This is a genomic window from Streptomyces sp. NPDC052301, from assembly GCF_044593395.1.
Classification (GTDB): Bacteria; Actinomycetota; Actinomycetes; order Streptomycetales; family Streptomycetaceae; genus Streptomyces.
On the sequence record NZ_JBIUBE010000001.1, the window covers coordinates 175069 to 182657 of the forward strand.

Consider the following 7589-nt stretch of genomic DNA (forward strand, 5'->3'; position numbering starts at 1 on the left):
GCCGCTCACTTCAGCAGGCCCTTCTCCTCGAGGTAGGTTCGGGCCACGTCGGCGGGCAGCCGGCGCCAGCTGTCGACCTGCTGGTTCAGCCGGGCCAGGTCTTTCGTCGTCAGGACCTCGTTGAGCCTGCCGAGCGCCTTGACGACCCCGGGGCCGCCCGCGCGGGAGCGGTTGACGACGGGGACCACGGAGTCGGCGTTCTGCAGGTGCCTGTCGTCGGCGAGCAGGACCAGGCCGAAGGCGTCGAGCGTGGCGTCGGTGGTGGTGGTCAGCACCAATTGGTCCCGGCCCTGCTGCACGGCCCGCTTGGCCTGGGTGGTGCCGACGCCCTTGGGGTCGACGCCGGTGACGTCGATGCCGTACACCTTGCGCAGGCCCGGCTCGCAGTAGGGCCGTTGCACGCACTCGTCGCCGGCGGCGAGCCGCACCTTCAGCCGGGAGGCACCGAGGTCGCTGAGCGTGGAGAGCCGGTGCCGCCGGGCGTAGGAGGCGCTCACCGCGAAGGCGTTCTGGTCGACGGCGCGCCCGGGTGGCAGGACGGTGAGCCCGCGGGGGGCGGCGAGCCCGCGCAGGGCCTTCATCGTGGTGGCGAGGTCGGGGGAGCCGACGGGTTTCGCGTCGGCGCCGTGGGTCTTGGCGTTCAGCCAGTCGGCGAAGGTGGCCGCGTACTCGGGCACGACGTCGATCTGGCCGGACTCCAGGGCCGGTTCGTACAGCTCCCGGTTGGCGACCGTGAGCAGGGAGGTCTTGTAGCCGGCCCGGTTCAGCAGCTGGGCGTACATCTCGGCGAGCAGGTCGCTCTCGGTGAAGCCGGCCGAGCCGACGGTCAGGTGGTGGCTGTCGCCGGGCGGTGCGGTGACCTGGCCGCGGTTCTCCAGGGAGGGGCCGGTGGTGCAGGCGGACAGGGCGAGGAGCGCGAGGACCGCCGGCGCCGTGGCGCCTCTCACCGGCCGCCCCTGGCCCACGCCGGTGCCAGCCGCTCGGCGATCTCGAAGAGGCCCTCCACGACGAGCGCGAACACCGCGACGAGCAGGGCGCCGGCGACGACCATGGGGGTGCTCGCGAGGTTGAAGCCCGCCGTGATGATCCGGCCGAGGCCGCCGCCGCCCGCGAGCGCGGCGATCGTGGCGGTGGCGACGAGCTGGACGGCGGCGATCCGCACCCCGTTGAGGATCAGGGGGAGCGAAAGGGGCAGTTCCACGTGGAACAGCAGCTGTCGCCCGGTCATCCCCGTCCCCCGCGCGGCCTGGACGACGTTCCGGTCGACCTCGCGCACGCCGACGTAGGCGTTGGTGAGCAGCGGCGGTACGGCGAACAGCACCAGGGCCACCACCGTCGGGCCCTCGCCCCACCGTCCGACGGGGGTGAGGAGCAGCAGCACCAGGACGGCGAAGGTGGGCACGGCGCGGCCGATGTTGGAGAGGTTCACGGCGAGCGCGCCGCCCCTGCCGAGGTGGCCGAGGACCAGGGCGACGGGCAGCGCGATCAGGCAGCTGACGATCAGGCAGACCACGGTGAGCATCAGGTGCTGGAGCAGCCGGTGCCGGACGCCGTCGTCCCCGGACCAGTGCGCGGGGTCGGCCAGCCAGTCCCAGCTCGCGGAGAGCGTGCTCATGCCCGGGCCGCCCGGGTCGCTCTCACCCACGGCGTGATCAGCCACTGCACGCCCAGCAGGAGCAGGTCGGCGGCGATCGCGATCAGCACGCACAGTACGGACGCGGTGAGCACCTGGGCTTTGAAGTAGGTGTTCATGCCCGCGTAGATCAGGTTGCCGAGGCCGCCGAAGCCGACGATCGCACCGACCGTGACCAGGGAGACCGCCGAGACGGTGGCGATGCGCAGGCCGGCCATCGCGGCGGGCAGGGCGAGGGGCAGTTCCACGGTCAGCAGGAGGCGGATGGGGCCGTAACCGAGGCCGCGCGCGGCCTGCCGGGTCTCTTCGGGGACCGCACGCAGGCCCGCGAGGATGTTCCGGACGAGGAGGGTGAGCGAGTACAGCACGAGACCGGCGACGACGAGGCCGGCGGAGAGGCCGTAGAGGGGCAGGAGCAGGGAGAACATGGCCAGCGACGGGATGGTGTAGAGGATCGTCGTCACGGCGAGCACCGGGCCGGCCGCCCAGCCCCAGCGGCGGGCCAGTACCGCCAGCGGCAGGGCCACGACCAGCCCGATGAGGATCGACAGGGCGGTCAGCTGGAGGTGCTGGACGACCGCGTCGAGCAGGATCCGGCGGCGGGTGCTCAGGTAGGCGCCGCAGATCCATGCGTTGCGCGCGAGACAGTCGTGCGGGGGCGCGGTCACGGGTCCATTGCACCGGGCGGGCCGACGGGTCGGCGCGCTGGGCTGGCCCGTACGGGGCTCCTCCCTGTGCGGGGTCCTCGATCGGCTGCGGGCCCGTCGTGGCTGGTCGCGCCCGCGCGGCGGCGGCAGCGGTACCGGACGCGGCCCCCCTAGTCCATCTCCGCCGCGTTCAGCAGCGCTGTCACCGTCGCCGTCGTCAGGCCGTCGTCCAGGCGTTCCACCCCGGCGCCGGCCCGGGCGGCGGCGCCGTCGAAGATCAGCAGGAGCTGGCGGGCGAGCAGGTCGGGGTGGTGGGCGCCGCCGCGCTCCGCCTCGGCACGGAAGGTCCGGACCAGCCGCTCCTTGACCAGGCGGGCGACCACGCTCGCCGGGTGCTCCGGGTTCTTCAGTTCCACCAGCACGGCGAGGTAGGGGCAGCCGTGGTATCCGTCGTCCAGGGAGGCCTTCTCCAGCTGTTCGAAGACGTGGAGGATGCGCTCGCGCGGGGTCGCGGCCTCCGGGTCGGGGTGCGCGAACCGGGCCTCGTACCAGGGGATGCGCTGCTCCAGGCTCGCGGCCAGCATCTCGTCCTTGCTGTCGAACATCTGGTACATCGACCGCTTGGAGACACCCGCCTCCCGGCACAGCGCCTCGATGCCGATGCAGACGCCGTCGCGGTAGGAGAGCCGCGCGGCGGCGTCGAGGAGCCGGTCGCGGGGGGACGCCTTGTCTGTGGTGGCCATACGGTGAGGTTACCGTCGGCCGGACCAAAGAGAAACCGATCGGTGTATACCGTGGCGCGCGAGGTGAACAAGCGCTTAGATAGGAGGCCGGTCCCTGTCCCCGACCCGCCGGAGGCCCCGTTGTTCACGTCCGTCGACGACGTCTCCGCCCGCCTCGCCGAGACCGGGTATCTCGCCTCGCCCGCCGTCGCCACGACCGTGTTCCTCGCCGACCGGCTGGGCAAGCCGCTGCTGGTGGAGGGCCCGGCGGGGGTGGGCAAGACCGAGCTGGCCAAGGCCGTCGCCCAGGTGGCCGGGGCCCGGCTGATCCGGCTCCAGTGCTACGAGGGCGTGGACGAGTCCCGTGCGCTGTACGAGTGGAACCACGCCAAGCAGCTGCTGCGGATCAGCGCGGGCCGCGACGAGAGCTGGGACGAGACCCGCACCGACATCTTCAGCGAGGAGTTCCTGCTCCCCCGCCCGCTGCTCACCGCGATCCGCGGCGACGAGCCGACGGTGCTGCTCATCGACGAGACCGACAAGGCCGACGTCGAGATGGAGGGGCTGCTGCTGGAGGTGCTGAGCGACTTCCAGGTCACGGTCCCGGAGCTGGGCACGGTCACCGCGACCCGCCGCCCGTTCGTCGTCCTCACCTCCAACGCAGGCCGGGAGCTGTCCGAGGCGCTGCGCCGCCGGTGCCTGTTCCTGCACATCGGCTTCCCGGAGGAGGAGCTGGAGCGGCGGATCGTCCGGCTGAAGGTGCCGGGCCTGGACACCGCGCTGGCCGAGTCGGTGGTCCGGGTGGTCGGGGCGCTGCGCGCGATGGACCTGCGCAAGGTGCCGTCCGTCGCCGAGACCATCGACTGGGCGCGCACCCTGCTGGCGCTGGGCGCGGACACGCTGGACGAGTCGGTCGTACGGGACAGCCTCGGGGTGATCCTCAAGCACCAGGACGACATCCAGAAGGCGGCGGCCAAGCTCGACCTGGACGCGCTGTGACCGGTGTCGCCGAGCGGATCACCGGCCTGGTCGGGGCGCTACGCGCGCACGGCGTGCGGATCGGCACCGGTGAGAGCGTGGACGCCGCCCTCGCGGTGGAGGCGCTGGGACTCTCGGACCGGGAGCGGCTGCGCGAGGGACTGGCGGCCACCCTGCTGCACGGGCCGGCCCAACGGGCCGTGTTCGACCCGGTCTTCGACCTGTACTTCCCGCGCGGGGTCGGCGGCCCGGACGGCGGGACGGCGGACCGCGAGGCCCTGCGCGACCGGCTGGCGAAGGCGCTGGCCGCCGACGACCGGGCGCTGATGGCCCGGTTGGCGGCGGAGGCCGTCGACGGCATGGGCGGCTACGGGAGTTCGCCGGGATCGGACGGCTTCTCGGCGTACCAGACCCTTGACCGGCTGCGCCCGCAGACCCTGCTGGCCCGGGTGCGGGCCGATGTCCGGGGCCGGGGCGACAGCGGCGCCGGCTTCGCGGGCCGGCTGCTGGACGACGAGATCCGGCGCCGCATCGAGGACTTCCGGCGGATGGTCGGGGCGGAGGCGCGGCGCCGGGTCGCGGAGCGGCGCGGGCGGGACGAGATCGCGCGGCGCGGGGTGCGGCCGACCGCCGACCGGGTCGACTTCCTGTTCGCGAACCGCGACCAGCTCGCCGAGCTGCGCAGGGCGGTGCAGCCGCTCGCGCGCAAGCTGGCCACCCGGCTCGCCGCGCGCCGCCGCCGGGCCGCGCGCGGCACCGTCGACCTGCGCCGCACCCTGCGGTCCTCGCTGTCCACGGGCGGGGTGCCGATGCGGCCGGTGCTTCGCCGGCGCCGCCCGGTCCGCCCCGAACTGGTGCTCCTCTGCGACGTCTCGGGCTCGGTGTCGGGGTTCTCGGACTTCACGATGCTGCTGGTGCAGGCGCTGCACGACCAGTTCAGCAAGGTCCGTGTCTTCGCCTTCGTCAACCGGCTCGACGAGGTCACCGGCCTGCTCGACCACGGCCGCGCCGACCCCGACGGGCTGGGCGCCCGCATCCGGGCCGAGGCCACCCTCACCGGCTGGCACGGCAGCAGCGACTACGGCATGGCACTGGGCGAGTTCACCGAGCGGTACGGCGCCGCGGTCGGCCCGCGTACGACGGTGTTCGTCCTCGGGGACGCCCGGACGAACATGAGCGACCCGAATCTGCCGGCCGTACGCGACCTCGCCCGGCGCGCCCGCCGCGTCTACTGGCTCAACCCCGAGCCGCGTGCCCAGTGGGGCACCGGCGACTCGGCCGCGCCCGCCTACGCCGACCTGGTCGAGATGCACGAGTGCCGCACGGCCCGGCAGCTCGGCGCGCTGATCGCCCGGCTGCTGCCGGTGTGATCGACTGGTGCCGGACGACCGCGACCCGGCCCGTGTTCCGCAGCGAAGGACGTACGCCATGAGCCACTCCCCCGTACCCCTCGGCACCTTCCCCACTCCCCTGGAACCGGCACCCCGGCTGGCCGCCGCGCTCGGCCTCGGACCGGACGACCTGTGGATCAAGCGGGACGACCTGACCGGTCTGGGCGGCGGCGGGAACAAGATCCGCAAGCTGGAGTGGACGGCGGGCGCGGCCCTCGCCGAGGGCGCTGACACGCTGGTGACCACGGGTGCCCCGCAGAGCAACCACGCCCGGCTGACCGCCGCCGCGGGCGCCCGCCTGGGCCTCGACGTCGTCCTCGTGCTGCGCGGCTCGCCGGGCGCCTCACGGTCCGGGAACCTCGCCCTGGACGGCCTGTTCGGGGCGCGGCTCGCCTGGGCCGGCGAGGTCGACCAGGCGGGGCTGGACGCGGCGGCGGCCGAGGTGTGCGCCCGGCTGCGGGCGGAGGGTGCACGTCCGGCGCCGATCCCGTTCGGCGGTTCCAGCGAGCTGGGCGCCCGGGGGTACGTCCGCTGCGGCGAGGAGTTGCGCGAGCAGGTGCCGGACCTGCGGACGGCGGTGGTCGCGCTGGGCTCGGGCGGCACCATGGCCGGGCTGGTCGCGGCCCTGGGCGCCGGGTCGGTGCTCGGCGTCGACGTGGGCGCGCTGGCCGACCCCGCGGCCGCGGTCGCCCGGTTCGCGGCGCAGCTCGGCTCGCAGCAGGTCCCGGCGGAGGGGCTGCGAGTGCGCCGGGACCAGGTGGGCGGCGGCTACGCGACCCTGACCGGCCCCGTGAGGGAGGCGCTCCGGCTCGCCGCCCGCACCGAGGGCCTCGTCCTCGACCCGACCTACACGGGCCGGGCCCTGGCCGGACTCCGGGCGGCCGTACGGGACGGCGGGATCCGGCCGGGCGAGCGGACCGTGTTCGTCCACACCGGAGGCCTGCCGGGCCTGTTCGGACACGGGGAAGCGGTGGCGTTCGCGGAGCGGGAGGCGAAGGTCCTCGAGGACTGACCCGACTCTCGCGACGGACGTGACTATGCGCGCACCGGGCCGGGTGCCGCCCGCTCGGCTCGGCGCACGGCCAGCAGGGCGACGAGATAGACGAGGTCGAGCAGGAAGCAGCCGACGTAGAGGTAGTACATGAGGGCGTTGTCGTAGCGGGGGTCCGGGGCGGGGTCGGCGAGCATGGCCATGGAGGCGCAGGCCGTGCCGAGCAGCTTGGCCAGCGCGATCCCCGGGGACTGGCCACGGGTGCCCCGGCGGCCGGCGAGCATGCCGAGGAACAGGGCGGACATCGCCAGGTTGCTGCCGAACGCCGTGAGGGTGCCGTCGCCCCTGTCCAGCTGCAGCGACGCGTAGTTCATGCCCGTGTGGGCGAGGGCGAGCAGCGCGGCGAGCGAGGGCAGGAACAACCGGCCGGGCAGGTAGGGGAATTCGGACCGGCCGTGGCGTACGACCGTGTAACCGATGGCGAGATCGAAGCAGAACCAGACGACGTCGGCGATGTACACCACCCCGGTGCCGGGTCGCACGAACGCGAACGTGAACTCCCAGCTGAGGTTGGTGGCGAAGGAGACCACGGGCATGCCGAAGGTGCGCTCCCGCAACCCCGTCCGGATCAGCAGCACATAGGCCACGGTCCAGAACACTCCCGTGCCCAGCTGGAACACCGTGTGCATGGATCCCCCCGCCGACCGCTCGTCCGACGCGTGTCCTCGCCCACTCTGGCACGGTGACGGCGCCGGACACAGAGGAGATCGCGACGGACGGGAGGCCGAGAAGTGACCTGGGCGGCGGGGTACGAGAATTCGTCGGTCCGCGCCTGCAACCTCGCCCGGGGTCGGACGTCTGTCGGGGTGGAGGCCTCCACTTCGACCCGATGTCCGACCCGAGCGACCGAAGGAACCCATGTCCGCACACCACGCCCCTCGCCCGAGCCGCGCCCGCAGGCTGCGCGCCACGCTGGGGGTCTCCGCCGTAGGCGCGGCCCTGGCCGTCGCCGGCACCATGACCGCCCAGGCGGCACAGACCGGCGGCCACTCCCCCGCCCGCTCAGGGGCAACCGCCGTGCCGACAGCGGCCCCTGCCCCGGCCCGCACGGCAACCCCGTCCCCCGTCCCGTCCCCGGCCCGCACGGCAACCCCGTCCCCCGTCCCGTCCCCGGCCCGCACGGCAACCCCGTCCCCCGTCCCGTCCCCGGCCCGCACGGCAACCCCG

8 protein-coding genes and 1 pseudogene are annotated in these 7589 nt (G+C 74.1%); 4 read left to right on the forward strand and 5 right to left on the reverse strand.

What is annotated here, in order from left to right; all coding sequences use genetic code 11:
• Positions 1-5 precede the first annotated feature (5 nt).
• The 4 genes from ACIHEJ_RS00815 to ACIHEJ_RS00830 form a co-directional block, all read right to left on the reverse strand.
• Positions 6-947 (reverse strand): ABC transporter substrate-binding protein, encoded by a 942-nt coding sequence (locus tag ACIHEJ_RS00815; RefSeq protein WP_400131053.1) that lies wholly within the window; start codon positions 945-947, stop codon positions 6-8.
• On the reverse strand, positions 944-1615 hold the full coding sequence (locus tag ACIHEJ_RS00820) for an ABC transporter permease (RefSeq protein WP_400131055.1): 672 nt from the start codon (positions 1613-1615) through the stop codon (positions 944-946). Before ACIHEJ_RS00820 ends, ACIHEJ_RS00815 begins: the two co-directional genes overlap by 4 nt.
• On the reverse strand, positions 1612-2301 hold the full coding sequence (locus tag ACIHEJ_RS00825) for an ABC transporter permease (RefSeq protein WP_400131057.1): 690 nt from the start codon (positions 2299-2301) through the stop codon (positions 1612-1614). Before ACIHEJ_RS00825 ends, ACIHEJ_RS00820 begins: the two co-directional genes overlap by 4 nt.
• 149 nt (positions 2302-2450) lie before the next feature.
• Positions 2451-3023 (reverse strand): TetR/AcrR family transcriptional regulator, encoded by a 573-nt coding sequence (locus tag ACIHEJ_RS00830; protein ID WP_400131058.1) that lies wholly within the window; start codon positions 3021-3023, stop codon positions 2451-2453.
• A 120-nt stretch (positions 3024-3143) separates the two neighbouring features.
• On the opposite strand from ACIHEJ_RS00830, the gene ACIHEJ_RS00835 reads away from it, so the two are divergent.
• The 3 genes from ACIHEJ_RS00835 to ACIHEJ_RS00845 are packed head-to-tail and all read left to right on the forward strand — an operon-like array spanning position 3144 to position 6383.
• The gene (locus ACIHEJ_RS00835; RefSeq protein ID WP_400131060.1) at positions 3144-4001 is read left to right on the forward strand and encodes an AAA family ATPase; all 858 of its coding nucleotides are present in this window, start codon (positions 3144-3146) and stop codon (positions 3999-4001) included.
• The gene (locus tag ACIHEJ_RS00840; protein ID WP_400131062.1) at positions 3998-5350 is read left to right on the forward strand and encodes a VWA domain-containing protein; all 1353 of its coding nucleotides are present in this window, start codon (positions 3998-4000) and stop codon (positions 5348-5350) included. The genes ACIHEJ_RS00835 and ACIHEJ_RS00840 overlap by 4 nt, the downstream gene beginning before the upstream one ends.
• Before the next feature lie 58 nt (positions 5351-5408).
• Positions 5409-6383 (forward strand): D-cysteine desulfhydrase family protein, encoded by a 975-nt coding sequence (locus tag ACIHEJ_RS00845; protein WP_400131064.1) that lies wholly within the window; start codon positions 5409-5411, stop codon positions 6381-6383.
• A 23-nt stretch (positions 6384-6406) separates the two neighbouring features.
• On the opposite strand, the gene ACIHEJ_RS00850 is transcribed toward ACIHEJ_RS00845, so the two are convergent.
• Positions 6407-7051 (reverse strand): hypothetical protein, encoded by a 645-nt coding sequence (locus tag ACIHEJ_RS00850; RefSeq protein ID WP_400131066.1) that lies wholly within the window; start codon positions 7049-7051, stop codon positions 6407-6409.
• Between the two features lie 229 nt (positions 7052-7280).
• Here ACIHEJ_RS00850 and ACIHEJ_RS00855 point away from each other — a divergent pair.
• Positions 7281-7589, forward strand: a pseudogene (locus ACIHEJ_RS00855) (hypothetical protein); the annotation flags it as partial.

Excerpts from the sequence above, each read along its gene's own strand:
- ACIHEJ_RS00820 (WP_400131055.1), bottom strand. The coding sequence starts at position 1,615 with ATGAGCACGCTCTCCGCGAGCTGGGACTGGCTGGCCGACCCCGCGCAC.
- ACIHEJ_RS00830 (WP_400131058.1), bottom strand. The coding sequence starts at position 3,023 with ATGGCCACCACAGACAAGGCGTCCCCCCGCGACCGGCTCCTCGACGCC.
- ACIHEJ_RS00850 (WP_400131066.1), bottom strand. The coding sequence starts at position 7,051 with ATGCACACGGTGTTCCAGCTGGGCACGGGAGTGTTCTGGACCGTGGCC.
- ACIHEJ_RS00845 (WP_400131064.1), top strand. The coding sequence starts at position 5,409 with ATGAGCCACTCCCCCGTACCCCTCGGCACCTTCCCCACTCCCCTGGAA.